At 38.5% G+C, this 22,687-nt stretch carries 24 protein-coding genes and 1 other RNA gene; 10 read left to right on the forward strand and 15 right to left on the reverse strand.

Going from position 1 to position 22,687, the window contains the following annotated elements; genetic code table 11:
• Nucleotide 1 precedes the first annotated feature (1 nt).
• Genes lpxD through lpxA form a run of 3 tightly spaced genes read left to right on the forward strand, consistent with a single transcriptional unit; the run spans nt 2 to nt 2,343 of the window.
• Nucleotides 2-1,066: a UDP-3-O-(3-hydroxymyristoyl)glucosamine N-acyltransferase gene (lpxD, locus tag CFY84_RS02185; protein ID WP_088822560.1), complete on the forward strand. Its 1,065-nt coding sequence runs from the start codon at nt 2-4 to the stop codon at nt 1,064-1,066.
• A 1-nt stretch (nt 1,067) separates the two neighbouring features.
• Nucleotides 1,068-1,547, forward strand: coding sequence for a 3-hydroxyacyl-ACP dehydratase FabZ (gene fabZ, locus CFY84_RS02190; protein WP_088822561.1), 480 nt, complete (start codon nt 1,068-1,070; stop codon nt 1,545-1,547).
• 7 nt (nt 1,548-1,554) lie between these two features.
• Complete coding sequence (gene lpxA, locus CFY84_RS02195; RefSeq protein WP_088822562.1) at nt 1,555-2,343, forward strand: acyl-ACP--UDP-N-acetylglucosamine O-acyltransferase; 789 nt, start codon at nt 1,555-1,557, stop codon at nt 2,341-2,343.
• A 56-nt stretch (nt 2,344-2,399) separates the two neighbouring features.
• Here the strand turns inward: lpxA and CFY84_RS02200 are convergent, their stop codons facing one another.
• On the reverse strand, nt 2,400-3,251 hold the full coding sequence (locus CFY84_RS02200) for a YbgF trimerization domain-containing protein (RefSeq protein ID WP_088822563.1): 852 nt from the start codon (nt 3,249-3,251) through the stop codon (nt 2,400-2,402).
• Nucleotides 3,252-3,497: 246 nt separating this feature from the next.
• Entirely contained in the window at nt 3,498-4,643 is a 1,146-nt protein-coding gene (locus CFY84_RS02205) for a DnaJ domain-containing protein (RefSeq protein ID WP_088822564.1), read from the reverse strand.
• 282 nt (nt 4,644-4,925) lie between these two features.
• On the opposite strand from CFY84_RS02205, the gene ffs reads away from it, so the two are divergent.
• Nucleotides 4,926-5,022: signal recognition particle sRNA small type (gene ffs / locus CFY84_RS02210), an RNA gene on the forward strand.
• Nucleotides 5,023-5,035: 13 nt separating this feature from the next.
• Here the strand turns inward: ffs and CFY84_RS02215 are convergent.
• The 4 genes from CFY84_RS02215 to CFY84_RS02230 all read right to left on the reverse strand — a co-directional run bounded on the left by CFY84_RS02215 (nt 5,036) and on the right by CFY84_RS02230 (nt 7,899).
• Complete coding sequence (locus CFY84_RS02215) at nt 5,036-5,551, reverse strand: regulatory protein RecX (protein WP_088822565.1); 516 nt, start codon at nt 5,549-5,551, stop codon at nt 5,036-5,038.
• Nucleotides 5,552-5,613: 62 nt separating this feature from the next.
• On the reverse strand, nt 5,614-6,645 hold the full coding sequence (recA, locus tag CFY84_RS02220) for a recombinase RecA (protein ID WP_088822566.1): 1,032 nt from the start codon (nt 6,643-6,645) through the stop codon (nt 5,614-5,616).
• Nucleotides 6,646-6,788: 143 nt separating this feature from the next.
• Nucleotides 6,789-7,232 (reverse strand): RNA-binding S4 domain-containing protein, encoded by a 444-nt coding sequence (locus CFY84_RS02225; RefSeq protein ID WP_088822567.1) that lies wholly within the window; start codon nt 7,230-7,232, stop codon nt 6,789-6,791.
• A gap of 10 nt (nt 7,233-7,242) precedes the next feature.
• The gene (locus CFY84_RS02230; RefSeq protein WP_088822568.1) at nt 7,243-7,899 is read right to left on the reverse strand and encodes an HAD-IA family hydrolase; all 657 of its coding nucleotides are present in this window, start codon (nt 7,897-7,899) and stop codon (nt 7,243-7,245) included.
• A 132-nt stretch (nt 7,900-8,031) separates the two neighbouring features.
• Here CFY84_RS02230 and CFY84_RS02235 point away from each other — a divergent pair, with 132 nt between their 5' ends.
• On the forward strand, nt 8,032-8,883 hold the full coding sequence (locus tag CFY84_RS02235; RefSeq protein ID WP_088822569.1) for a 3'(2'),5'-bisphosphate nucleotidase CysQ family protein: 852 nt from the start codon (nt 8,032-8,034) through the stop codon (nt 8,881-8,883).
• Between the two features lie 70 nt (nt 8,884-8,953).
• Nucleotides 8,954-9,688, forward strand: coding sequence for a histidine phosphatase family protein (locus tag CFY84_RS02240; protein ID WP_088822570.1), 735 nt, complete (start codon nt 8,954-8,956; stop codon nt 9,686-9,688).
• A 38-nt stretch (nt 9,689-9,726) separates the two neighbouring features.
• Here the strand turns inward: CFY84_RS02240 and rpsT are convergent, their stop codons facing one another.
• Complete coding sequence (rpsT, locus tag CFY84_RS02245) at nt 9,727-9,996, reverse strand: 30S ribosomal protein S20 (protein ID WP_088822571.1); 270 nt, start codon at nt 9,994-9,996, stop codon at nt 9,727-9,729.
• A gap of 354 nt (nt 9,997-10,350) precedes the next feature.
• Between rpsT and mfd the strand changes: the two genes are divergently transcribed.
• The 3 genes from mfd (at nt 10,351) to CFY84_RS02260 (ending at nt 15,897) form a co-directional block, all read left to right on the forward strand.
• Entirely contained in the window at nt 10,351-13,815 is a 3,465-nt protein-coding gene (gene mfd / locus CFY84_RS02250; protein WP_088823365.1) for a transcription-repair coupling factor, read from the forward strand.
• 132 nt (nt 13,816-13,947) lie between these two features.
• Nucleotides 13,948-14,382, forward strand: coding sequence for an HIT domain-containing protein (locus tag CFY84_RS02255; protein ID WP_088822572.1), 435 nt, complete (start codon nt 13,948-13,950; stop codon nt 14,380-14,382).
• Nucleotides 14,383-14,421: 39 nt separating this feature from the next.
• Nucleotides 14,422-15,897, forward strand: coding sequence for an adenylate/guanylate cyclase domain-containing protein (locus CFY84_RS02260; RefSeq protein ID WP_088822573.1), 1,476 nt, complete (start codon nt 14,422-14,424; stop codon nt 15,895-15,897).
• 27 nt (nt 15,898-15,924) lie between these two features.
• Here the strand turns inward: CFY84_RS02260 and fdx are convergent, their stop codons facing one another.
• From fdx to CFY84_RS02300, 8 genes are all read right to left on the reverse strand, one after another.
• On the reverse strand, nt 15,925-16,263 hold the full coding sequence (fdx, locus tag CFY84_RS02265; RefSeq protein ID WP_088822574.1) for an ISC system 2Fe-2S type ferredoxin: 339 nt from the start codon (nt 16,261-16,263) through the stop codon (nt 15,925-15,927).
• Nucleotides 16,264-16,271: 8 nt separating this feature from the next.
• Nucleotides 16,272-18,143, reverse strand: a complete 1,872-nt coding sequence (hscA, locus tag CFY84_RS02270; RefSeq protein ID WP_088822575.1) for a Fe-S protein assembly chaperone HscA — start codon at nt 18,141-18,143, stop codon at nt 16,272-16,274.
• Between the two features lie 28 nt (nt 18,144-18,171).
• A complete protein-coding gene (gene hscB / locus CFY84_RS02275) occupies nt 18,172-18,681 on the reverse strand; it encodes a Fe-S protein assembly co-chaperone HscB (protein ID WP_088822576.1) in 510 nt (169 codons plus the stop codon).
• Nucleotides 18,682-18,754: 73 nt separating this feature from the next.
• Nucleotides 18,755-19,075 (reverse strand): iron-sulfur cluster assembly protein IscA, encoded by a 321-nt coding sequence (gene iscA / locus CFY84_RS02280; protein ID WP_088822577.1) that lies wholly within the window; start codon nt 19,073-19,075, stop codon nt 18,755-18,757.
• 18 nt (nt 19,076-19,093) lie between these two features.
• Nucleotides 19,094-19,480 (reverse strand): Fe-S cluster assembly scaffold IscU, encoded by a 387-nt coding sequence (iscU, locus tag CFY84_RS02285; RefSeq protein ID WP_088822578.1) that lies wholly within the window; start codon nt 19,478-19,480, stop codon nt 19,094-19,096.
• Between the two features lie 72 nt (nt 19,481-19,552).
• The gene (locus CFY84_RS02290) at nt 19,553-20,770 is read right to left on the reverse strand and encodes an IscS subfamily cysteine desulfurase (protein WP_088822579.1); all 1,218 of its coding nucleotides are present in this window, start codon (nt 20,768-20,770) and stop codon (nt 19,553-19,555) included.
• A 2-nt stretch (nt 20,771-20,772) separates the two neighbouring features.
• Entirely contained in the window at nt 20,773-21,246 is a 474-nt protein-coding gene (locus tag CFY84_RS02295; RefSeq protein ID WP_088822580.1) for an Rrf2 family transcriptional regulator, read from the reverse strand.
• Nucleotides 21,247-21,354: 108 nt separating this feature from the next.
• Entirely contained in the window at nt 21,355-21,999 is a 645-nt protein-coding gene (locus tag CFY84_RS02300; RefSeq protein WP_088822581.1) for a hypothetical protein, read from the reverse strand.
• Between the two features lie 413 nt (nt 22,000-22,412).
• Between CFY84_RS02300 and CFY84_RS02305 the strand changes: the two genes are divergently transcribed.
• The gene (locus CFY84_RS02305) at nt 22,413-22,685 is read left to right on the forward strand and encodes an HU family DNA-binding protein (protein WP_088822582.1); all 273 of its coding nucleotides are present in this window, start codon (nt 22,413-22,415) and stop codon (nt 22,683-22,685) included.
• Nucleotides 22,686-22,687 lie beyond the last annotated feature (2 nt).

Genomic DNA, 22,687 nt, shown 5'->3' on the forward strand with positions numbered 1-22,687 from the left:
AATGAGTACACATCAATTAAGTAAATTAGCTCACCTTGTACAAGGTGAGCTTGTTGGTGATAGCGATTTCACAGTAAGTCGGCTATCAAGTTTAGATTCTGCCACAGCGCAGGATATTTCTTTTGTAAATGGTGATAAATACCTTGAGCAAGCCAATTGCTCTCAAGCAGGTGCATTAATTGTTACCGCTGAATTAAAAGATCAAATCACCCATTGTAAGCAATTTATTGTTGTTGCTAATCCTTATTTGGCTTTTGCCATGCTGACACATTTTTTTGAGGTTAAAAAGAATAAAGTGGGCATTGAAAGCACTGCCAAAATCCATCCCTCTGCCCAAATTTCAGAAACAGCTTATATCGGTCACTATGTGGTGATTGGAGAAGACTGTAAAGTTGGCGATCATTCATATTTAGAATCACATGTGACACTCGATGATGGTGTTGAGATTGGTCATGAGTGCTTTATTGCTTCGCATGTTGCGATTACAGCACGTGCTCAATTAGGTAACCAAGTTCGCGTTCATACACATACTGCCATTGGTGGGGAAGGTTTTGGATTTGCACCTTACCAAGGAAAATGGAACCGTATTGCACAATTGGGATCTGTAAAAATTGGTGATCGTGTGCGTATTGGTTCGAATTGTAGTATTGACCGTGGTGCATTAGATGACACTATTATCCATGATGGTGTGATTATCGATAACCTTGTGCAAATCGCTCATAATGTTGTGATTGGCGAAAATACAGCGATTGCAGCCAATAGTGGTATTGCAGGCAGCACTGAAATTGGCAAAAACTGTATCTTGGCAGGTGCCTGTGGTGTGGTTGGCCATATTAAAATTGCCGATAATGTTAAGTTGACAGGAATGTCAATGGTCACAAAAAGCATTTTGAATGCAGGAACATATTCATCAGGGACTGGTTTATTTGAAAATGGTCAATGGAAAAAAACTGTTGTTCGAATTCGACAATTAGCAGATGTGCCATTGACCAATATCATGAAACGGCTAGATCATATACAAACTCAGATTGAGTCAATTGAATCAACTTTAAAGATGCGTAAGTAATATGACGACAGAGTTAGAACAGACAAGCAAAAATAAACCGCAGTTACCAATGAACATGCAGCAAATTCGTGAGTATTTGCCGCACCGTTACCCATTTTTGTTGGTTGATCGCGTGACTGAAATTGCAGACAATTCAATTATTGGCTATAAAAATGTGTCAATTAATGAAGAGTTTTTACAAGGACATTTTCCTGAATACCCAATTATGCCAGGCGTATTAATTGTAGAAGCACTTGCTCAAGTGTCAGGGATTTTAGGTTTTGTCATGAATGATGTAAAACCAACACCAGGGTCATTGTTTTTGTTTGCTGGTGCTGAAAAAATTAGATTTAAAAAGCAAGTGGTTGCTGGTGATCAATTGGTTTTAAAATCTGAATTATTGATGCAAAAAAGAGGCATTTATAAATATCAATGTACTGCATCAGTTGATGGTATCATTGCAACAACAGCAGAAATTATTATCTCCCATCAAAAGTTATAGAGTAGGTATGAGCAAAACCGAATATATCCATCCCACTGCGATAATTGATCCATCTGCACATATTGCAGCAGATGTGTCAATTGGCCCTTACTGCATCATTGGCCCAGAAGTCACTATTGGATCTGGTACTCAATTGCATTCACATGTTGTGGTAAGTGGATATACTAAAATTGGCGAAAATAATGAAATTTTCCAATTCGCAAGTATTGGGGAAGTTTGCCAAGACCTAAAATACAAAGGTGAAGAGACTTGGCTTGAAATAGGTGATCATAATGTCATCCGTGAACATGCAAGTTTACATCGTGGTACTGTCCAAGATCATAGCCTAACCAAAGTCGGTAGTCACAATTTACTGATGGTAAACACGCATATTGCACATGATTGTCAAATTGGTGATCACAATATATTTGCAAATAATGTAGGTGTTGCTGGTCATGTACAGGTAGGCAGTCATGTGATTGTTGGTGGTAATTCAGGTATCCACCAATTTTGTAAAATTGACTCTTATAGTATGGTCGGTGCTGCATCATTAGTCGTGAAAGATATACCTGCTTATGTCACTGTATCTGGTAATCCTGCGCATGCATTTGGTATTAATATTGAAGGCATGAAGCGAAGAGGCTGGAGCCGAGAAGTGATTCAGGGTTTAAGAGAAAGCTTTAAAATCATTTATAAAGAAGGCTTAACTGTTAAAGATGCCGTTGAAAAAATCCGCGCTGAAATTTTAGTGACGGTCCCTGAGGCGCAGCGTTTGATTGATTCTTTAGAGCAATCGAAGCGTGGTATTGTACGCTAAATAGCATTTGCTTTAAAAAAGGGTTAAATTTAAATGAATTTAACCCTTTTTTATTTTTAAGTTTTTACAAAACCTGCTTCTTTGGATTGTGGGTAGCTTTTAAGTAGTTGCTGTTTATAAAGTGTTGTTGAGACTTTATTGCGGTCAACTTCTTTGGCAATGCTATAAAGTTGATACAGTGCTCTAGGCGCTTTATCTGATTTAGGGTATTGCTTTGCTACAATTTCATAATTTTTTTTCGCAGCATTATAGTTGGCTGGTGTGATCGCAAGGTTAAATTCAGCCAACCAAAAATGTGCATTGGCAATATATACACTTTGCGGATAGTTTTTGATAAAGTCTTCAATTGGACCAATAGCTTGTTTTGCACCACCTTGTTTATAAGCATCTAATGCTAAGGTATAGGCATCTTTTTCACTCATGGCTTTTGGTGCGGCATTATTAGAAGGTGCAACAACTTTAGCTTGTGGTTCAGAGGCCGCAGGCGTTGGTGGTGTAGTTGGGCTAGGAGCAGTCGGCGCAGGTGTTGGTGCTGCAGTCGGCGCATTAGTTGGTTCAGTAGGGGCTTGTTCGCCACCTGTAGCATCTAATTTTTGCTGTAATATTTGCAGACGCTGATCTAAGTCCGCATAGCGGTTTTCAACATCTTTTTTGAGTTGCTGAATTTCGTTGTCATGCTCTTCTAAAGATCCTCTTAAACGTCGTATTTCTTCTTCTAATTTTTCATTTTTTTGCAATAACTGCCAATTTAGATTTGTTGAGGTGGGAGCATTGTTGTCTGCCGCAGGCATTGGTTGAGCTTGAGCCGTGGTGTTTTGACTCAATCCAACATTTTCAATGGGTGCAGCATAAGACCATGTTGTCGTTAAAATACAAAGAAGACCAAGATTAAACGTTAAGAAGCGCATAGAAAGCATCCATAAATATGGCTAAATTGATAATATCATTCCATTATCTTAATGAATTATCATATCCTGCCAAAATCATAAATCAAATTTAGAATCACCTAAATGTTATAAAATATAAATTAAATTGATATAGCAGTATAATGATTTGCAATAGATTATGCTAAATGTGATTGAATCAATACAACAGGTGCTTTGTGTGATTCTTGCTAAAATGAGCCATTCTATTTGATATACTGCTGTGTTGTATTAAAACTCGTTTTTAGAGATTGTAGATGATTCTAAATTACCATTTTGGCGTTGAATCAGTTCTAAGCGATGCCCCTGATATTGATAACCATTAAAATTAAATTCAAAGTTTTGATTTGCTTTTGCAAATTGCGTATTTTCACCAAATAAGTGGTTTTTCCCATACCAAACCTCACCAAATGCGTACTTAATCTTGTAATTTCCTAATGGCAGTTTAGTCTCTAATGTTTCTCCCGATCGTATAAAATAGCTTGCAATACGTTCTCCCGTATTTGCATTTACTATTTTTAGAAAGTAGTGCACTTGATCTAAAGGTACAGTTACTTTAAATGGCGCAACGCCTTCAAAGGATGAACGGCTTATCATTCCAGTTTCAGGCAACGGTACTTTGGGTAAATGCATATACCCAGTTTTAATGACCCGATCTAATAGGGCTTCTTGTTTGCTGTACCAAGTAGATAAACAAGACACATCAGAACAATTTTGTTGACGGTTATTCCATTCTTGACGCAAGTAATTATTGAGTGCAGTGACATTATTAGATTGTGACCGAGCAATTTTTATCATTTCATATAGTTGAATGTCAGCAGTTGCTAAATTTATATCGTGGCAAATTAGATGTTCAACTAAAGCTTGTGTTTGTTTACAGTCAAAACTTGTTTGATAGGTCGTATGACTTTTTTTCATATTCAGCCATGTTTGATCTAAATAGTTGGTATTAGATTTGACAATAGTTAAGATCACAATCACTACTGTAACGAATACCCCCAAACGGTTGATTAAACTTTTTATTTTTGCGATTTTACGTCGATGTTGATAACTTTTAAAATTTGATTTGGATTTCCTATTGGGTTGGGTATATGTTGTTGTATAAGTTGGTGAGGGCTGTTTTGAATAATGCCGAGATTGGTTATGCAATTGTTCTTGTTGTGTAATCCATTCATCGTGTCTCTTTCTTTGAATAGGGTCAGAAAGTACTTCATAAGCATGATTAATTAATCGCATAATTTCATTGGCTTCAGCACTATTTTGATTGCGGTCAGGATGATACTTCTGCGATAGACTTTTGTATGCTGCTCTGATCACTTCAATTGGTGCTGTACGTGCAACTTTTAAATTGTCGTAATGTGTTTGGAACTTGTTCAAAGCATCCCCGAAATAATAAAATATATTGTTAAAATAAAACTTGATGAAATATTATCAAATAATTATTTTATATTTTAATTATTTATGCATTAAATGATCACTTAATGAATGGGCATAAAGCGTAGGAGGCATGACTTTGATTATAAAGAACGAGTCTATTTACAGGTTTAAGTGGTAAATTGGATTATTAGTAATCAAACGGATCATATTTTTAGAATATTTAAATAACTTATCTTGTAACTCAAATAAAAATCTTTATACTGATTCTCGTAATGGTGATCCTGCTGGTTGTCTCGCAATTGTACTTTGCAAACCCCGCCAGGACCGGAAGGTAGCAACGGTAGCAAATCTATGATGTGCCGGGTTTTTGCTAGCAGGGTCGCCACCATTTATTATTCATATAATACCTCTTCAGATTCAGCCGCAATCACTTTAAAAATAATATCTAATGAATAGCCTCTATATTGTAAAAAACGAATTTGCTTCGCTTTTTTCTTTTGGTCATGTTCAATGTCTGTACCAAACTTTCTAACTTTCAATTGATATGCTTGTATTAACCAATCATTCTCTTCAAGTTCTTCTTGTATAAAATCGACATTTACCGACTTTTGTTTTAACTTTAATTTGATGCGTGCAGGGCCTTGGCCTTGTGTCATTTGACTTCTTAGTATTTGCTTGGCAAAACGCTCATCACTTTGATAATTCATGTCGATAAGTTGTTCTATAAGCTCAAGCACCTCATTTTCATCACAGGCAAAGCGCAGTAGCTTATTGGTCAGATCGGCTTTAGAGTATTCTCGTTTTGCGAGTAATGCATATGCATATGAGCGCAATTTGCTGCCAGTTAAAGTTTTTACTTCTTCAGTGGAGGTTGTGGTTGAGCTTTTAAATCGTTTTTTATAAACCATAATGATCAATTAAACTAATGTGGAACAAAAATAAAGCGCCCATGAAGGGCGCCATATTGGATTTAAGCGTCTAGAGTATCAGGCTCTTCTTCTTGCTTCTGATTGACTGTGGTAAGCAGTTCAGCACGAATTTTTGCTTCAATTTCAGGTGCCAATTCAGGGTTTTCTTCTAAGTAACGAATCACGTTATTTTTACCTTGCCCAATTTTGTTGCCTTGGTATGAATACCAAGCACCTGCTTTTTGTACAATATTTTGTTGTACCGCAAGGTCAATGACTTCACCTAAGTGGTTAACGCCTTTTCCATATAGAATTTGGAACAGCGCTTCTCTAAATGGCGGTGCCATTTTGTTTTTAACCACTTTGATTTTAGTTTCTGAGCCGATGATTTCATCGCCTTCTTTGACTTGGCCAATACGGCGAATATCTAAACGTACTGATGCATAGAACTTTAATGCATTACCACCCGTTGTGGTTTCTGGGCTACCAAACATGACACCAATTTTCATACGAATTTGGTTAATGAAGATAACCATACAGTTTGAACGCTTTGCATTACCTGTAATTTTACGAAGCGCTTGGCTCATTAAACGGGCTTGTAAACCCATATGCGAGTCGCCCATTTCGCCTTCAATTTCTGCACGAGGTGTCAATGCTGCCACTGAGTCGACAACGATCAGTTCTACCGCACCAGATCTTACCAACATGTCTGCAATTTCAAGTGCTTGTTCACCATGGTCTGGCTGTGATACCAGCAAGTTATCAATGTCTACACCAAGCTTTTTCGCATATTGTGGGTCTAGCGCATGCTCTGCATCAATAAACGCACATGTGCCACCAGCTTTTTGGCACTCAGCAATGGCTTGCAATGTCATGGTGGTTTTACCTGATGATTCAGGTCCATAAATTTCGACAATTCGACCTTTTGGTAATCCACCGATACCCAGTGCAATATCCACAGTTAAAGAGCCAGTAGAGATGGCTTCGACAGCCTGTACTGTTTTATCGCCCATACGCATGACAGAATTTTTACCAAATTGCTTTTCAATTTGGGCCAATGCTGCGCTTAGCGCTTTACCTTTATTCTCATCCATCTTATCGCCTCAAAACAATAAATATTACATTAAATCCCGAGTGGATGTCTTTCATGCTTGCTGTATTCCACACGTGATATAGTGACAGGTTTGTGTCTATTTCTCTAGATACCGAACTGATGAGTACGACAGATTATGTCGTACTAATGGCTATAGTCCCAATATTCATCTGCTACATCATCATGGCTGGTTTTAAACTTGGTCATTTGTCGACGGTCTTTTTTAGTCGGTTTATGATCAGGCCGCGCAAGGTTATTGAGTTTACGCTGTGAAACCAAAAGTTCACGACGAGCAATACTGACTTCGCTTTCTTCGTATAAGTGTTGTGCTACAGAGGCAGGTCCACGCTGGTCTGATATTGCTTTGACCATGACGGTTTTTTTGTCTTGACCTTGCTGTATGGTGAGCTCTAAGCCAGCATAAACCTCTTTAGATACTTTTACACGCTCTGATTGATGGTGGACTTTACCTCCTTCAATTGCTGCTTTCGCCAATGAGCGGGTTTTAAAGAACCGCGCCGCCCATAGCCATTTGTCAATTCGCATACTGGTTGGTTTGGCTGTAGATTCAGCAGACTTTTTTTTCATATTTTTCCTTTTAAGACAGCCTTGAAATAAAGGGAATAAGATCAGTTAACGCATTGATTGACGGGTAAGGAAGTTGAGTTTTCATTTCAGATTGGCTTGAGGGTTGGCTGATCATCCAAACATGTTGGAATCCATATTGTTCCGCCTGGTTTAAGACCCGATAAGTATCATCAATAAATACACTTTCCTTGACCGAAAATGGATATTTCGCCATGACATGGTGCCAAAACTGCTCATGCTCTTTAGGGTAGCCAATCGACTCACTACTGATGATATGTTTAAAGTAAGGGCGAAGGAGGGTATTTTCAAGCTTGAGATTGAGATTTGCCAAATCTGCATTGGTGACAATCCAGCACTCATGACCTCGACGGTTCAGCTCTGCCAACAATTCATAACAACCTGCGCGAGGTTGGATATGCAATGCATGGAGGCGGTGTAATTGTAAAATATCGATCTGTAGCGTATTAGACCAAAATGTTGTGGAATACCATGACAAAGTATTTTGATATTCGGTATATTGCTGATGTAGCTTTTGTTTTATTTTTTCTGGCTGCATGGGATGGTGTTTGACTAATTCATTGGGAACAACAGTGTTCCAAATCAATTCGTCATAAGCCAAATCAAGTAATGTGCCATCCATATCAAACATATAGATTTGTTTTTTCATAATCAACTCATGATTGATATTCGACTTCAGTGCTTTATGATTATAAAGAACTTTCCTTTGTAGATTCAATATACATTCGTGATCGTTTTTGATCGATTACTTTGTTTTTTGCTCACTGAGCTGGATAAATCTATGTTTAATGCAATAAACCCACCTAAAGACCAATTGTTGCTTGATGTGACGCATATATTGTCGGATGCCAATCAAATTTTACGGCAAGAGTTTCAGGCATACTTAGCAGGACAGCTTGATTTTTTGATTGAGGCTAAATCAGATCATTCACCAGTCACTCAAGCCGATCTCAAAGTTCACACCTTTTTAAATACAGCATTAGCAAATATATTAAAACTACCCATTTTGTCAGAAGAGGGCGAACACCATGATCGCATGACATGGCAAAAATTTTGGCTTTTAGACCCTTTAGATGGCACCAAAGAATTTATTCATAAACGACCTGAATTCACAATCAATTTAAGTTTAGTTGAGCACAGTCAAACCACCTTTGCTGCCATTAGTGTGCCTGAACAACATGTCATTTATATTGGATACTTAAATCAGCCACCTTTGCGATTTTGCACTCAGACGAAGCGCTGGTTTCAATATTCTGCTGATGTTGCTGTCGAGGCGGTGATTCAACTTGGGGTCAGTCATCGTCAATCAGGACGACAGGACCTGCTTTTTTTACAAGCCATAGAAGCACAGCACCAAGTGAAGTTAATGCGTGCAGGCAGTGCTTATAAGTTTTGTTTAATGTTAGAGGGCGAAGTTGATATTTATCCAAGATTTCATCCTACTTCGGAATGGGATACAAGCGCAGGACAATGTTTACTTGAGAGCATCGGTGGCGGTATTTATGCTTTAGATGGTAAAGCGTTTGTGTACAACCAACGTTCTACATTGTTGAATGCTGGATTTATTGCAGTAACGCAGCCGAAGTATCAACAACTTGCTTTTGCAACATTGGATTCTTTGCCTGAAGTTTAAACAAGCGTTTATTTGGAGCACAAAAAAGCGCATACTATAGACAAAATAATGAAAGAATCAGAGTCATCTTATGCCGTTAGGTCAGTTACCTCCAAGCATGTTGCAGTCGTTAAATTTGCTGCCTAAGGACAATGTATCCGTTACTTTATTCACGCGTCATTCGATTCGCCATGTTGCAACAGGCAAAGGATTGGCAGGGTACGATTTACAGCTCACAGAGGAAGGGATTGCATTGGCCCAATATTGGGGTGGGCATCTCATCACATCAACAGGGCGTCAAGTTCTTTCATGCACCACAAGCCCGATTCAGCGTTGTATTGATACAGCATCTCATATGCTATTTGGGGCATATGGCGATACAACCAAAATTGAAATCATTCAAAATAACTTATTGGTTGAGCCAGGAAGCTTTGTTGAAGATCATGCTTTAGCATCTCCTTTTTTTCGGGATTTGGGAGCACTTGGTTTTATTAATCAGTTAATTCAAAATAAGTTGCCTGGCATGAAGAATTCAGCTCAAGGCGTACTTGATATTTTAAACATGGTGTATGCATTAGAGCAGAAACAAGCAGAAGGCTTAAACTTGGTGGTCACACATGACACCATTATTGCAGTAATTTTATCTTATACCTTAGGGATTGCTGAAGTGACATCTGCCGATTGGCCAAAAATGATGGAAGGGTTATTTATTTGGTTTGATGGTGATAATTTTGAAGAAAGTACCATGCAAATGGTATGGCGTGGCGAACAAAAACAGATTGTAATTGCGCAGTTGAAAGAACAAATTCAAATGCATCATGCATAAAAAAGCCCCAAATCGGGGCTCTTTTATGATCATGCAGCTTAGTTAGACGCTAACGCTTTAACTTGTGCATTTAAGCGGCTCTTATGACGAGCTGCTTTATTTTTGTGGATAATGCCTTTGTCAGCCATACGGTCGATTACAGGAACAGCTTTTTTATAAGCTTCTGTAGCAACAGCATAGTCACCAGCAGCAATAGCACTTAAAGTACGTTTAAGGTAAGTACGAACCATAGAACGCAAGCTTGCGTTGTGTTTACGCGCTTTTACGTTTTGACGCGCACGTTTTTTAGCCTGAGCAGAGTTAGCCACTCTTGCACTCCTTGAATTAGATTGGTCTGGGCGGGCTGAAACAAAACCGAAATTACACAGTTCCCCTTAACCAGCCCGTAAACAAGTGCGATATTGTGATGAATCATCGCGGCGAAGTCAACCCTTATAAAGGCTTGCTCGGTTTAGTTTATATGAAAATCATAGCTTATGCTGAAGAAAAACCAACAAAGTTCCCAAATTTGGTGCATTGTTTGGCAAATAGCTGTTTAATTTCAGACCACTTAATGTGTATGACGAATTGTTTGGTGAAGTTGCATGAGAATTCTCACAATTTTACCGATACATGATAGTATTTGAGGTTATGAAAATCAGCTTAATCTTGAATCCATGTCTATTTTTGAAAAAGAAATTACTCAACTTGGTTTAGAACAATTTAAAAAAAATGAAAAAAGGTGGGTAGGCGGGTTATTGGGCTCAGCCACAGCACTATTACTGCAAGAAATATATACGAAACAACCCCAACAATTGTTTGTGGTGGTCGCTAAAAACAGCCAAAATTTAGTACAGCTTGAAAGTGAACTTGCATTTTATGGTTTGAAAGCACATGTATTTCCTGATTGGGAGATCCTACCTTACGATCGTTTATCGCCACACCAAGACATTGTGTCTGAACGTTTAGCAATTTTGTCCAATATGCCAAAACATGGTGTGCTGTTAATGACTGCTGCCACAGCTGCGCAACGAGTTACACCTGCCTCTTGGTTGTTGGGTGAACATTTTGATATTCGAATTGGCGACCGTTTTGATTTAGAAGCACAAAAAGCCAAGTTAATTCAAGCAGGCTATTATTTAGTAGATACCGTTTATGATCATGGCGAATTTGCAGTGCGCGGAAGCATTGTCGATATTTATGCGTCAGGGCAAGATTACCCGATTCGGATTGATTTATTTGACGATGAAGTTGAAACTTTAAAATTCTTTGACCCTGAAACTCAGCGTACTACTGAAAATTTAGAGCATTTTAGTGTATTACCTGCCAAAGAGTTTCCTTTAAAAGATGGTCGTTCTACGTTTAGAGATCGTTATGCCGAGATGTTTCCTCGTGCGAATGCCAAAAAGAACCCATTTTATCAAGATGTATTAGAAGGTATTTCTTCACCAGGGATTGAGTTTTACTTTCCACTATTTTTTACTCAACATGACATGGAAAGTTCAGGTAACTTAACATCTTATTTGCCAAGTCATGCCATTGTGATTACAGAAGATGGCTTAGAACAAGATTTGCAGCATTTTTGGCAAGATACGCATCGTCGTTATGAAGACCGTAAACATAATGTAGATCAGCCATTGCTTGCACCTGAAATGTTGTTTTTACAGCCGAATCAAGTTCAAGAAAAGTTTAATCAGTTTCGCCGTATTCAAACATCAACACAAGTCTTTGCCGATAAAGCCGGGGTTTTAAATATCCATGCTGAGCTTCCTGCCAAATTGGCTGTGGATATTAAAAAAGAACAGCCTTTTGCTGAATTAACACATTTTATTGAGCAGCAAAAAACACAAGTGTTATTGGTGGCTGAAAGTGCAGGACGGCGAGAGTCATTAAAAGATGCATTACGTCCGCATTTAGGTGATATTGCCCAAGTAGGTTCATTTGATGAATTCCTGCTTAAAAAACCCAATATAGCCATCACACATGCAGCTTTAGACCGGGGATTACAGCTTCCTGATCGACTAACCATTATTTCAGAAAATCAGCTGTATGAGCAGCGCATTGTTCAACGTCGGAAAAAACGTCAGCAAGAGGTTTCTGAAGAGTTTTTAATTAAAAGTTTAACCGAACTGACCATTGGTTCACCGATTGTTCATATTGATCATGGTGTAGGGCGTTATCAAGGGTTAGTGTTTTTAGAAATTGATGGGCAAGCACATGAGTTTTTACAGCTTAACTATGCAGGTGAAGCAAAGGTTTATGTCCCTGTTTCAAATTTACATTTAATTAGTCGTTATAGTGGGGGTGACCCTGACCTTGCGCCTTTACATAAGCTTGGTACAGATGCATGGAATAAAGCCAAACAAAAAGCGTTAGAACAAATTCATGATGTCGCAGTAGAACTGTTACATGTACAAGCGCGCCGTCAAGCAAAGCCAAGCTATGCATTTAAAGTTGAAGACACCGCATACCGTTTATTTGCCAATGCCTTTGCATATGAAGAAACGTTAGATCAAGCCAATGCCATTGAAATGACATTACATGATATGCAACAGCCGAAGCCGATGGATCGTTTGGTATGTGGTGATGTTGGGTTCGGAAAAACTGAAGTTGCAATGCGTGCTGCTTTTGTGGCTGTCGAGAATGGCAAACAAGTGGCCATTTTAGTGCCGACAACCTTACTTGCACAGCAGCATTATGAGTCATTTAAAGACCGTTTTGCTGATTGGCCTGTGCGAATTGAGGTGTTATCACGGTTTGGTTCAGCCAAAACCCACCAACAGACCATCGCTGACCTTGCTGAAGGTAAAGTGGACATTGTGATTGGAACACATAAGATTTTGCAAGACACCATTAAGTTTAAAGAGCTTGGTTTAATGGTGGTAGATGAAGAGCATCGTTTTGGTGTACGTGATAAAGAGCGTATTAAAGCGCTCCGCACTGATGTGGATATGCTGACACTAACCGCAACACCTATTCCAAGAACGCTCAATATGTCTTTTAGTGGGATGCGTGATTTATCAATTATCGCAACTCCTCCTGCACGCCGTTTGGCGGTAAAAACCTTTGTACAAGAGCAAACCAGTGCCACCATTACTGAAGCAATTTTACGTGAGCTGCTAAGAGGTGGGCAAGTTTACTTCTTGCATAATGAAGTTGATACCATTGAGCGGACAGCAGAAAATATTCGTAATTTGGTTCCTGAAGCACGCGTGGCTGTGGCACATGGGCAAATGCGAGAGCGCGAACTTGAGCAGATCATGCAGCAGTTTTATCACAAAGAACATAATGTCCTTGTGTGTTCAACCATTGTGGAAACAGGAATTGATGTTCCGAATGCCAACACCATTATTATTGAGCGTGCAGATAAACTTGGATTAGCACAACTTCATCAGTTACGTGGACGAGTTGGACGTTCGCATCATCAAGCTTATGCCTATTTACTTATTCCTTCATTTAAAGGATTAAAAGGCGATGCAGAGAAGCGTTTAGATGCCATTCAACGTGCATCAAACTTAGGTGCAGGTTTTATGCTTGCAACAGAGGATCTTGAAATTCGTGGTGCTGGCGAATTGTTGGGTGAAAAGCAAAGTGGTTCAATGCAAGCAATTGGTTATAGCTTGTATATGGAGATGCTTGAAAAAGCCACCAAAGCAGTACAAAAGGGCAGAACACCAAATTTTGATGCACCACTGAGTTTAACTGCAGAAATTAATTTACATCTGCCTGCGCTGATACCTGATGATTATTTGGGTGATGTACATCAGCGATTGTTATTTTATAAACGAATCAGCAATACAGACACTGCTGAAAAGCTAGATAACATTCGCATGGAGTTGATTGACCGCTTTGGTTTGTTACCGATGCCTGTGAAGCAATTGTTTAGTATTCATCATATTCGTTTATTGGCTGAACAGTTGGACATTCTTAAAATAGATATTACACAACATGGTGGTTATGTAGAGTTTTCACCTGATACCAAAGTGCAAGCCATTACCATTATTCAATTGATGCAAAAACATCCGACTCAATATCGAATGGATGGTGGGCAACGATTGAAGATTAGTGCGCAATTGGCTGAATATGCAGATCGGATTAAGTTTGTCCAAGACTTACTTGAGCAGTTGTTAAAAGAAATACAGCGTTAATTGACTCGCGTCAGTAAATAAATTTATTTACTGACGCTCATCAAATATGCAGACAAATGTATAGGCTAGATATTCAGGATAAAATCTATATGGTAAGATGAGCTAACTTTTATTTTGACGATTTATAAAGATATGTTTAGTCTACATCCACAGTTAGCCCAAGATACTTTCTTTGTTGGTGACTTTCCTTTATCAACATGTCGTTTAATGAATGATATGCAATTTCCATGGCTGATACTCATTCCAAGAGTGCCAGGTATTACAGAGCTTTATGAATTAAGCCAAGCAGACCAAGAACAATTCTTACGTGAGTCAAGCTGGTTATCAAGTCAATTGTCACGTGTATTTCGTGCAGACAAGATGAATGTCGCAGCGCTTGGCAATGTCGTGCCACAATTACATTTTCATCATGTTGTACGTTATCAAAATGATGTTGTTTGGCCAAAGCCTGTTTGGGGGCTTGAAGCTGCACCTTATAACAATGAAGTGTTATCACATATGCGTCAAACACTGATGCTTGCATTACGTGGACAAGGTGATATGCCATTTGATTGGCGTATGGAGTAATTTTGTCATCATGCTCCCATTCCGAGTAGGAACAGCATAATGCTTTTAGAACAAATTCTAAAAAACCGCTTTGCTGTTGAAAGTGTTTATCGATTAGTTGCGTATATCGTTTTGTCTTTGGCGGTATTTATTTATTATTTTAATACCCCTATTCGGTTAGAATACTTTTTAACAGCAATCGTTGCAGCTATTTTATTTCCAGTCTCTTTAAAATCATTTGATTTTTTACAACAAAAAGTCAGTGGCGATTATGCCCGCGAAGTTTTATTTGTATTTGATGTTGTCATTTCTTTCATTGCAATTGCATCAGTGCATTTTTCATTGGTGTTTAGTGGGTTAGTGATTATTGTTTTAGGTTGTATCAATAGTTTGTCAAAAGTTTCTTTTTTGACTGCTGTTGCATCCATCATTATGGCAACGCTCACCTTGTATTTAAATGCAATTTTATTTTTTGGGTTTGATAACTATCTAAATTCAAATAGTAAATTACTTGAAATTTACAGTTTTATTTGTTTTTCATTGTATTTAGGTTCTGGATTTTATTTGCATAAAAATTATATTGAGCATTTAAAGAAAACTAGAAATTACTATCAAGAGCAAATGAACCGTTATGTGCAGTTCTCTACCCAATTGAGCCGTTATGCATCAAAGCAGTTATGGCAGTCAATTATGAGTGGAGAAACCCAAGCCAAAATCGAATATAAAAGAAAAAAAATGACTATCTTTTTTTCAGATATACAAGGATTCACAGGGTTAGCAGAACGCTTAATTCCTGAAGACTTGGCTTTGGTATTAAACGACTACTTAAAGCACATGACTGAAATTGCCAAGAAGCATGAAGCAACATTAGATAAATTTATCGGCGATGGTGTACTCATATTTTTTGGTGATCCACAGACCAAAGGTATTGAGCAAGATGCTAAGCGTTGTATTGAAATGGCAATTACCATGCGTCAGCAAATGCATGTCTTACGTGAGCGTTGGCTAAAAATGGGATTCCCTGAACTTCATGTGCGTATGGGGGTCAGTACAGGCTATTGTCACGTAGGGAATTATGGTTCTGATTATCGGATGTCTTATACGGTCATTGGTCATGATGTGAATTTGGCATCTCGTTTGCAAACAGCAGCAGACATTGATGAAATTTTGATTTCAGATGCGACATACCAACTCATCAAAGATGAATTTATTTGTATTCCCAAAGAAGCGATTCAGTTAAAAGGGGTGCAGCAAGTGATGAATGCATGGCAAGTCCTAGATAAATATACAGGCTTGACTTCAGAAATGCAGCAGTGGTTTGATTATGAATATAAAGGCTTTCATCTGATATTAAATTTAGAAGAAGTGCAGCATTTTGAGTATGCGAAATTGATTGCTATTTTAGAAAAAATGACCAAACGCTTAGAGCAACAAAAAGAAATGACCACAGAGCAGGGTGTGGCACGGTTAAATTTGAATGATGAATCAATTGAAATCATTCAACCTAAACAATTACACGGTTCAAATTCAAATTAATCCATTTGAACCGTGTAAAACAATTGCTTAATGACCTTCAGATGCATGGTTGAGCGTATACTTTGGAATCTCAACTTCTAAATCTTCATCTTCAACAATCACTTGGCATGATAAACGTGAGTCTGCTTCTAGGCCCCAAGCACGGTCTAGAAGATCGGCTTCGACATCATTCATTTCATCTAAATGATCAAAACCTTTGCGCACGACCACATGACATGTTGTGCAAGCACATGACATATCACATGCATGCTCAATTTTGACACCATTTTTTAGCAAACTTTCACATAAGTTACTGTTTTTTTCTACTTCAAACTCAGCACCTTCAGGGCAAAACTGAGCATGTGGACGAACTTTAATACGTGGCATATATGAACCTATTTAGAACCTTGGTTTGACCAATCATCGAGTTTTGTGCCTTTTAACGCATGATCAATATGACGATTCATACGTAATGCTGCGAAGGCATCACTATATTTTTTAAGTGCTTCAACAGCACGTTCGATGGCTTCGACATCATCATGCTGAAGTTGTTGACTTAACTGGCTTTCTGCCTGTTGCATCGCACTTTGCTGTTCTGGTGAAAGCAAATCAGCGTCAACTTTGAACGCCTGCTGTAAAGCTTCTAACTCACGCTGAGCTTCTACTTTTGTTTCAGCCAAATGACGTAAGTTTTTATCTTCTTCTGCATATTGGAAGCCTTCAATGAGTAAGCGTTCCATATCAGAATCAGACAATCCATAAGATGGTTTGATGTCAATATGTGCCTGAACATTGGATGTGGTTTCACGTGCAGAAACAGCCAATAATCCATCTGCATCAACTTGAAAAGTGACTTCAATGCGTGCTTGACCTGCGGTCATTGGTGGAATACCGCGTAAGGTAAATTGACCGAGTGATCGGCAATGCTCAACTAAATCTCGCTCACCTTGAACGACATGAATCAGCATTGCAGTTTGGCCATCTTGATATGTCGTGAACTCTTGGCGTCGTGCAACAGGAATTGCAGTATTTCTAGAAATAACACGTTCAACAAGCCCACCCATGGTTTCTAGCCCCAAAGACAGTGGTGTTACATCGAGCAATAAAGCATCTTGACTACTGTTTCCGATCAATTGATTGGCTGTGATTGATGCACCAATTGCAACCACTTCATCAGGATTAATGGTACACAGTGGTTGTTGTGCAAATACCTGTTCAACAGTTTGTTGTACAGCATAAGAGCGCGTAGAACCACCGACCAAAATTACATTTTGAATATCGGTAAGTTCAAGTTTGGCATCACGTAAAACACGTTTACAAACACTGATAGTACGATCAAGCGCGACTTGAATGATCTGCTCAAATGTTGCTCGGTCAAGTGTAACTGTTTGAGACAACAATGTTATTGCTGTTTCAGTGTGTTCAGACAATGCTTCTTTTGCTTTTTTTGCAGCAATTAAGAATTCTGCATATTGCTCATTATTAAGTGTTTCAATGGCAAACGTCTGCTTTAACCATTTCACAATTAAACGATCTAGATCATCACCACCTAGCGCAGTATGACCACCTGTGGCTAAAACCTCGAATACGCCTTGCGAAAATCTTAAAATAGAAACATCAAACGTTCCACCGCCTAAGTCGTACACCACATAATTGGCATCTACTGATAAATCTGTGGTTTGATCTAGTCCATACGCGACTGCTGCGGCAGTTGGTTCATTCAATAAACGCAGTACATTTAAACCTGCCAATTGTGCTGCATCACGCGTTGCTTGACGTTGTGCTTCATCAAAATAGGCAGGTACTGTGATTACAGCACCTTGAATAGGGTGTTTTAAGCTGTCTTCGGCACGAACTCTTAATTGTTTAAGTAAATCTGCTGAAATTTCTACTGGCGTTTTTGCACCTGCTGCTGTTTGGAAAGTAGGCATTTCATGCTCACCACCAATTAAAGCATATGGGTGTTGAAACTTTATATCTGCCTTGGAACGGCCCATAAAACGTTTCACAGAAACAATAGTATTTTCAGCATCTTGAACTAAAAATTCTTGAGCATCATAACCATAGCGCGTGGCATGCGGATTTTGGTCATAATGGACAATTGATGGGAGTAAAACGCGTCCTCGGTCATCTTGCAGGACTTTGGCTTGACCTGACAGTACAGTGGCAACCAATGAATGTGTTGTTCCTAAATCAATACCAATTGCAATACGGTGTTGATGTGGTGCACTTGATTGTCCTGGTTCTGCGATTTGCAAGAGGGCCATGTATTAAACATCCTTAATATTTGAGCAGTTAAAAGTCATCATTGAGATCAAAGTCATCAAGTAGTCGTTCTTCTGCTTTGTCGATATCATTTAAAACGCGCTGGAAAAACTGTAATTTTCTTACTGTTTCTTGTGCAGCATCCCATGTTTTGGCATGGTATTGGGTTTTAAAATCTTGGCTTAAATCGACAATATGTTGGCGAATTTCTTGTTTTAATGCACTCAGTTGTTCAGCAGATTGCGCATCATCTAAGCGTTCTCTTAAATCAAGCGCGGATTGTAAGAAATCAAAATCATGAATGGATTGTTCTAAACCTTGATCCTGTTGCACCAATTTTAACAAATAACCTGCACGTGAATCAATTTGAGACAGTGTGTTATACGCTTGGTTAATTTCACTTGATTTAATTAAAGCAAAATTTTTATCTTCTACGCGATCAGGATGATATTGCTGTTGTAGTTTGAGCGATTGTGCTTTGAGTGTTGCTTGATCAATGTCTAATTCAACAGGAAGATTGAACAGTTCATAGTAATTCATAAGTTAACCCAATAATAAAATGAATCAATAAATGGTTTTATTGATTCATTTTGGTCAGAACAAGGGAAGGTGATTAGACTGTGAAAGACTCACCACAACCACATTCACCTTTTTTATTTGGATTGCTAAATTCAAAGCCTTCATTTAAACCATTTTTCGCATAATCCATTTCTAAACCATCTAAATAGACTAAGCTTTTTGGATCAATAAATACTTTGACCCCAAATTGTTCAAACACTTGATCATGTGAGTCAATCTCATCAACAAACTCAAGAACATAAGCTAAGCCTGAGCAACCTGAAGTTTTCACGCCCACGCGAATGCCTTCACCCTTACCACGGTTTTGCAGGTAGTTGCTGATATGAGTTGCTGCACTTTCGGTTAAGTGAATCATGAAAACTCCAATTCTCGGTTATGCGCTAGCTTTTTTTGCGCGAAAATCTTCAATCGCCGCTTTAATTGCATCTTCTGCAAGTACTGAACAGTGTACTTTCACAGGAGGTAGAGCAAGTTCAGTTGCAATATCAATGTTCTTAATGGCTTGTGCTTCATCTAAAGTTTTACCTTTAAGCCATTCAGTCACTAAAGAGCTTGAAGCAATGGCAGAACCACAACCATAAGTTTTGAATAATGCTTGTTCAATAATACCGTCATCATTCACTTGAATTTGTAAACGCATCACGTCGCCACATGCTGGTGCACCCACCATGCCTGTACCTACGTTTTCTGCATTTTTATCTAAAACGCCCACATTACGTGGATTTTCATAATGATCGATTACTTTTTCGCTATATGCCATGATATTTCTCCTGACCTGGGGCTCACCTAGGTATGTATAACTGTAATGAAAAGGGGAGTACTGATTTAAAAATCAGTGCTCATTCCATTCAACGGTTGACAGATCAATGCCTTCTTTGAACATATCCCAAAGCGGAGAAAGCTCGCGAAGTTTATTTACTGCAGTTTTGGTGATCGCAATAATATGATCAATATCTTCTTCTGTGGTGTACTTACCAAAGCTAAAACGAATTGAGCTATGAGCAAGTTCATCAGACAATCCAAGTGCACGAAGCACATAAGATGGTTCAAGCGTTGCCGATGTACATGCAGAACCGCTTGATACAGAGATATCTTTTAATGCCATCATCAATGATTCACCTTCAACAAAGTTGAAGCTGACATTTAAATAGTTCGCCACGTTGTATACAGGGTGGCCATTTAAAAATACTTGCTCTAAGTCTTGTAAGCCATTCCATAAACGGTCACGTAATACACGTAAACGTTTTTGTTCTGACTCTAAGTTCTTACCTGCAAGTTCGAATGCTTCACCCATACCTACAATTTGGTGTGTCGGCAATGTGCCTGAACGCATACCGCGCTCATGACCGCCACCATGCATTTGTGCTTTTAGGCGAACACGTGGTTTGCGGCGTACATATAATGCACCAATACCTTTTGGACCATATGCTTTATGCGCTGAAAAGCTCATTAAATCAATTTTCATGGCTTCTAAATCAATTGCTACTTTACCTGCTGCTTGTGCTGCATCAACATGGAACAATGTTTTGTTCGCACGTGTCAGCTCACCAATCGCAGCAACATCTGTAATTGTACCAATTTCATTGTTCACCATAAGGAGCGAGACTAAAATGGTGTCTGGGCGTAAAACATCAGCAACCATTTGTGGTGTAATCAAACCTGTTTTTGCTTCAGGTTCGATATAGGTGATCTCAAAACCTTCAGATTCAAGTTCACGACATGCATCAAGTACTGCTTTATGTTCAATTTTGCTAGTGACAATGTGCTTGCCTTTATTGGCATAGAACTGTGCAACACCTTTTAGTGCGAGGTTGTCTGCTTCAGTTGCACCTGATGTCCAAATGATTTCTCTTGGATCTGCGTTGACAAGTTTAGCCACTTGTTCACGCGCGTATTCTACTTTTTCTTCAGCTTGCCAACCATGTGCATGTGAACGCGACGCTGGGTTACCGAAATTACCCTCGTAGGTTAAACATTCCATCATGCGCTCAGCAACAAGCGGATCTACGGGAGTGGTTGCTGCATAATCGAGATATATTGGACGTTTCATGTTTAAATACCTGTAGCCGATAAAAAGGCTGAATCGAGATTTACTGATTTTTGGCGAATAGCTACTGTTTGTACGTTTTCTCTGCAAATTAAGTCAGCAAGTGATATTTTTGCTAAATAATCTGCAATATGTAGAGAAAGGTCTTGCCACAGGTCATGTGTTAAACACATTGCGCCATTTTGGCAATTTCCTTTGTGATCACAGCGTGTTGCATCTACAGTTTCATTCACTGCTTCAATAATTTCTAGCATAGTGATTTGGTCTGCGCTTTTTGCGAGATGGTAGCCTCCATTTGCCCCACGGACGCTCGCTACAAGACCATGTCGCTTTAATTTAGCGAAAAGTTGTTCCAAATAGGCAACTGAGATGGTTTGACGATTGGCAATTTCAGCCAATGTAATGGTTCTCTCAGCAGGTTGCAGAGCAATGTCAAGAAGGGCAGTCACTGCGTAGCGACCGCGAGTTGTTAAGCGCATGACTCGGTACACATTGGTTAGACTAGATAATTGAATTTTATGAATCCTGACTAAATTAGTCAAGTTTTACTGCTGTAAAAATATGTATTCGAGCAATAAATGTGTAACTTAATTGACATATTGATAAATGAGCATGGCAATCAAGACCAAAATGGTCAATGAAAAAAGCAAATATACTGTTTTTTGTTTCCGTTCTAGGTGACGGATACGGTTTTTAAATTGTTTATTTTCAACATATAAGTTATCAATTTTTAAACGCTGAGTATCAATTTTTTCAAGTAACCCTGACACACGTACAGGCGATGCTGTAAATTCTTTTTGTGGATGTGCTGTTGTTACCCATTTTTTCCAATCGGTTGCCAATTGTGGAAGAGACAGCGCCAATAATAAATCACGCATTTGATCTTTTTCAGTTTGATTGGCATAAATTTTAATGGCACGAATACTTTTTTGATGACCCAAAACCAAGGCCTGAAAGTAACCAAAAATCGTACTGCTCATTTCAAGCGCAATGGCTGTTTTTGGCGCTTCAGTGTTAAACAAGATCCCTTTGTCTGAAAATACCAAATAAAAGTCAATGTAAGGTATATAGCAATTTACTTTAATCACCGCGTTTTTCTCAAAAAAAATAGCAGCTTGCTTTTTGGCAAAATCATCATGCTTAAATACGAAACTGTAGAAGGTTTCTAAACCAATCATGGTTAAATTGAGCAACAAATGCGATTGTTCTTGTTTTTGCTGCGCTGAATTCATGATGTCACTTCCTTTGCTGCGATTTCATCTGTAACGAAGAATTTTGACTTCGTTTTTTATTTCAAGTTTAAAATAAAAGTTAAGTTGTTCAATCAATACATGACTTTGCTGCACTAGATTAACATTTATATTATAAAGGATACAGCCTGCGCTTGAGTTTAATCTTGTTATTGATTGAGTATGTATGGATATATTTTGTGTCAATCGTATTGGTATCGCAAACACCGATCTGCCTTAGCTTAGCAGGATAACGTGATAAATATTGTTCAGATTGGCATTTTTTTTGACTTTTTAAATAAATTTGCGACAAAAGCAATTCATGAGTATTGCGTTCCCCCCTAAAGCATTGCTATAAAGGCACTTGAGTAAGATACTAGATCTTTAATAAACGAAATTAAGAGGACATCACCTTCATGAATAAATCAGAATTAATCGATGCAATTGCAAAGAATGGGGGATTATCTAAAATTGACGCTGGGAAAGCTTTAGATGCGACAATTACATCAATTACAGATGCATTGAAAAGCGGTGATACAGTCACTTTAGTTGGTTTTGGTACTTTTAACGTAAAAGAACGTGCAGCACGTACAGGCCGTAACCCAAAAACAGGTGAAGAGCTTCAAATTAAAGCAAGCAAAGTACCAAGCTTTAAAGCAGGTAAAGGTTTAAAAGATTCTGTTGCATAAGT

Origin of the sequence: Acinetobacter apis (assembly GCF_900197575.1) — a bacterium.
GTDB lineage: Bacteria > Pseudomonadota > Gammaproteobacteria > Pseudomonadales > Moraxellaceae > Acinetobacter > Acinetobacter apis.

Bases quoted from the DNA above. Each gene is read 5' to 3' on its own strand.
- lpxD (WP_088822560.1), top strand. From the start codon at position 2: ATGAGTACACATCAATTAAGTAAATTAGCTCACCTTGTACAAGGTGAG.
- fabZ (WP_088822561.1), top strand. From the start codon at position 1,068: ATGACGACAGAGTTAGAACAGACAAGCAAAAATAAACCGCAGTTACCA.
- lpxA (WP_088822562.1), top strand. From the start codon at position 1,555: ATGAGCAAAACCGAATATATCCATCCCACTGCGATAATTGATCCATCT.
- CFY84_RS02200 (WP_088822563.1), bottom strand. From the start codon at position 3,251: ATGCGCTTCTTAACGTTTAATCTTGGTCTTCTTTGTATTTTAACGACA.
- CFY84_RS02215 (WP_088822565.1), bottom strand. From the start codon at position 5,551: ATGGTTTATAAAAAACGATTTAAAAGCTCAACCACAACCTCCACTGAA.
- recA (WP_088822566.1), bottom strand. From the start codon at position 6,645: ATGGATGAGAATAAAGGTAAAGCGCTAAGCGCAGCATTGGCCCAAATT.
- CFY84_RS02225 (WP_088822567.1), bottom strand. From the start codon at position 7,232: ATGAAAAAAAAGTCTGCTGAATCTACAGCCAAACCAACCAGTATGCGA.
- CFY84_RS02230 (WP_088822568.1), bottom strand. From the start codon at position 7,899: ATGAAAAAACAAATCTATATGTTTGATATGGATGGCACATTACTTGAT.
- CFY84_RS02235 (WP_088822569.1), top strand. From the start codon at position 8,032: ATGTTTAATGCAATAAACCCACCTAAAGACCAATTGTTGCTTGATGTG.
- CFY84_RS02240 (WP_088822570.1), top strand. From the start codon at position 8,954: ATGCCGTTAGGTCAGTTACCTCCAAGCATGTTGCAGTCGTTAAATTTG.
- CFY84_RS02255 (WP_088822572.1), top strand. From the start codon at position 13,948: ATGTTTAGTCTACATCCACAGTTAGCCCAAGATACTTTCTTTGTTGGT.
- CFY84_RS02260 (WP_088822573.1), top strand. From the start codon at position 14,422: ATGCTTTTAGAACAAATTCTAAAAAACCGCTTTGCTGTTGAAAGTGTT.
- fdx (WP_088822574.1), bottom strand. From the start codon at position 16,263: ATGCCACGTATTAAAGTTCGTCCACATGCTCAGTTTTGCCCTGAAGGT.
- hscA (WP_088822575.1), bottom strand. From the start codon at position 18,143: ATGGCCCTCTTGCAAATCGCAGAACCAGGACAATCAAGTGCACCACAT.
- hscB (WP_088822576.1), bottom strand. From the start codon at position 18,681: ATGAATTACTATGAACTGTTCAATCTTCCTGTTGAATTAGACATTGAT.
- iscA (WP_088822577.1), bottom strand. From the start codon at position 19,075: ATGATTCACTTAACCGAAAGTGCAGCAACTCATATCAGCAACTACCTG.
- iscU (WP_088822578.1), bottom strand. From the start codon at position 19,480: ATGGCATATAGCGAAAAAGTAATCGATCATTATGAAAATCCACGTAAT.
- CFY84_RS02290 (WP_088822579.1), bottom strand. From the start codon at position 20,770: ATGAAACGTCCAATATATCTCGATTATGCAGCAACCACTCCCGTAGAT.
- CFY84_RS02295 (WP_088822580.1), bottom strand. From the start codon at position 21,246: ATGCGCTTAACAACTCGCGGTCGCTACGCAGTGACTGCCCTTCTTGAC.
- CFY84_RS02300 (WP_088822581.1), bottom strand. From the start codon at position 21,999: ATGAATTCAGCGCAGCAAAAACAAGAACAATCGCATTTGTTGCTCAAT.
- CFY84_RS02305 (WP_088822582.1), top strand. From the start codon at position 22,413: ATGAATAAATCAGAATTAATCGATGCAATTGCAAAGAATGGGGGATTA.